We start from the raw sequence: 3,002 nt of genomic DNA, 5'->3' as shown, positions 1-3,002 counted from the left end.
GGTGCGCTCAGAGAGATTCGAACTCCCGACCCCTTAGTTCGTAGCCAAGTGCTCTATCCAGCTGAGCTATGAGCGCGCGACGTAAGTAAGCGTGGCGGTGAGAGAGGGATTCGAACCCTCGATACAGTTACCCGTATGCGTCCTTAGCAGGGACGTGGTTTCAGCCACTCACCCATCTCACCGTAACGTGCGGCCATAATACAAATTTCGGCATGGCACTGCAAGCGCAGCATCAAAAAAAAGTGCATATTTTTGCTCGTTTAAATACTTTTTAAGCAATTCCCCGATTTTTCGTGCATTTTGATGGCAAAAAAACTGCATAAATTTCCAGTTATCGAAAATTAACAGAAAATTGAAAACTTAAATGGATTATTGCAATCATTTACGTGCAGTCTGCGCACACATGTTTTATGCTAAACCTATCTCCTAAGATAAATTTAAAGACATGATGAAAAACTGGGTCGATCCTGAAGCAAAAGCTGAAGCCGAACGTTATGACAACCCTATCCCTAGCCGCACGCTCATTTTAGAAACCATCGAAAAGAACAATGCCCAGTCCCATGCAGACCTGGTCGAACATTTTGAAATTGCAGATCAAAAAAGTATTGATGCCCTGAGCCATCGTTTAATTGCGATGGTGCGTGACGGCCAACTGATGAAAGATGGCTACAAGTTTCAGATTGCCGTCGAGCAACCTGAATCCGAAGCGACGGTTTATATCAATTCCCGAGGGATGGGAACTGCCAACATTTCCGGCCAGGACGACCTATTATTGGCTGAACGTGAACTGCGCCTGGTCTTTAATGGTGACCGCGTTAAAGTGCGTCAGACTTCGGTAGACCGTAAAGGCAAGGCCTGGGGCTATATTACGGAAGTTGTGCAGCATCGTGTCAAACAGATCATTGGTAAAGTGTCAGAGTATGATGGTGAATACTTTATTCAGCCAGCCAACCCGAATGCACATCAGCCAATTACCCTTGAAAAAGAACTGATCGAACATGCCCAGGTCAATCTGGGTGATTCGATTCGTGTGGCGATTGATACCTATCCGACCCGAGAAGAATTCGCGACCGGGCATATTGTGCAGTCCATGGCGGACAAGGCCGATACTGAAATCATCATTCCACAAACCATTTTAGAATATGGTTTGCCGTATGAATTCCCAGAAGAAGTTGTTAAAGAAGCCGAGAGTTTTAAAGAGCCAACGGCCAAAGACAGTGAAGGCCGTGTGGATCTGCGTGATTTAGCCTTGGTCACCATTGATGGTGAAGATGCGCGTGACTTTGATGATGCCGTTTATGCTGAAAAACGTCCTGGCGGTGGTTATCGCGTGGTCGTGGCCATTGCCGATGTCAGCCATTATGTACGTCCAGGCAAACCGCTAGATGATGAAGCGCAGGAACGCGGGACGTCAGTCTACTTCCCGCACTTTGTTTTACCGATGCTGCCTGAAGCATTGTCGAATGGCCTGTGTTCGTTAAATCCGAACGTTGACCGCCTATGTATGGTCTGTGATTTAAAACTGTCACGTGCTGGCCGTGTTACCGGTTTTGAGTTCTATCCATCTGTCATGCATTCCAAGGCACGTTTGACCTATGATCAGGTCGCACAGTATCTGGAAGGCGACAGTCAAGCCATTACCGAAGACCGTGAAGTTCGCAAGTCGATCAACACCCTGTTCCAGCTTTATCAAGTTCTTAAAGGTTTACGTGCTGAACGTCATGCCATGGAATTCGAAACCGTTGAAACTTACATGACCTTCGACGAACTGGGCGGAATTAAAGAAATTCTTCCACGCACCCGTAATGATGCACATAAGCTGATTGAAGAATGTATGCTGCTAGCCAACGTAGCAGCCGCAGAATATGCATTGAAAAATGAAATGCCAATGCTGTACCGTGTGCATGAACCACCTGAGTTCTCGCGTATCCAGAAAGTCCGTGACTTCGTCAAGCTGCTGGGTTTGAATTTCCCGGAACAGCCGACTCAGAAAGATTATCAGGCGGTGATTGAAGCGACCAAAGAACGGATTGATGCACCAAGTATTCATGCGGTGTTATTACGCTCCATGATGCAGGCTTACTATGGTGCGAGTAATGCAGGCCATTATGGTCTGGCTTATGAAGCCTATACACATTTCACTTCACCAATTCGCCGTTATCCAGATTTGTTATTGCATCGTGCAATCAAAGCGCATTTAAATAACAAGCCATCTCCGCTGTCAGGGGGTGCTTTAGATGAAGCTGGTGATCATTTCTCAGCGACAGAACGTCGTGCAGATGAAGCATCACGTTCGGTGACGACCTGGTTGAAATGCCATTATATGCAGCAGCATCTGGGCGAAGAATTTGTCGGGATCATTAGTGCGACGGCAGAATTCGGTTTGTTCGTGACGCTAAAAGACCTGTATGTCGATGGTATGGTGCATGTCAGCCAGCTAGGCGATGACTTCTTTGTCTTTGATCAAAGTAGCCAGAATCTGATCGGCCAGAACCGTGGTCAAGTCTTTGGTCTGGGCGATGAAGTCAAAATCAAGGTTGCCGGTGTCAATCTGGAAGAACGCAAGATCGACTTTGAACTGGTGCAGCAGCTTAGCCATGCCGGCCGTGCAGTTCGTGCCCGTGCACCGCGCGTGAGCGAGAAAAAACCAGTATCACGTCCAGCAGCGACAGAAGAAGTGTTTGGCAACAATGAACGTGAATCTAAATCCAACCTGAGCGCCGATGGAGAACAGCCCATACGACGCAAAAAAGGAAAAGGAAAACCCAGCTCTTACAGTAAAAAGTCTGCTAAACCATCTGCAGGAAAGTCTGAAGCAAAGGTTAAAGATAAAGTAAAGAAAAAGGCCAAGATCAAAAAGAAAAAGTCGAATGCAAAAGCCAAGACTGAATAATTTTTGACGGTTTAAAAAGAGTGCTACGGCGCCACTGCTGTCCCATAGTTTGCTTTAAATAAAAAAACCTGAGTCCTAACAGTTAAAATATGAGTGCAAACAAACACTT

The 3,002-nt window shown here is 46.4% G+C and carries 1 protein-coding gene and 2 tRNA genes; 1 reads left to right on the top strand and 2 read right to left on the bottom strand.

The genetic code is table 11. The features are described 5' to 3' along the window. Positions 1–2: 2 nt before the first annotated feature. Positions 3–76 (bottom strand) — tRNA-Arg (locus PV763_RS17240). A gap of 16 nt (positions 77–92) precedes the next feature. Continuing rightward, a tRNA-Ser gene (locus PV763_RS17235) sits at positions 93–182 on the bottom strand. 263 nt (positions 183–445) lie between these two features. Here PV763_RS17235 and rnr point away from each other — a divergent pair. After that, positions 446–2,893, top strand: coding sequence for a ribonuclease R (rnr, locus tag PV763_RS17230; RefSeq protein ID WP_420938265.1), 2,448 nt, complete (start codon positions 446–448; stop codon positions 2,891–2,893). Positions 2,894–3,002: the final 109 nt, after the last annotated feature.

Origin of the sequence: Acinetobacter sp. AS5, from assembly GCF_048957595.1 — a bacterium.
GTDB lineage: Bacteria > Pseudomonadota > Gammaproteobacteria > Pseudomonadales > Moraxellaceae > Acinetobacter.
Note: the sequence above shows the minus strand (reverse complement) of the source record. Positions and strands in the feature narration are given on the sequence as shown.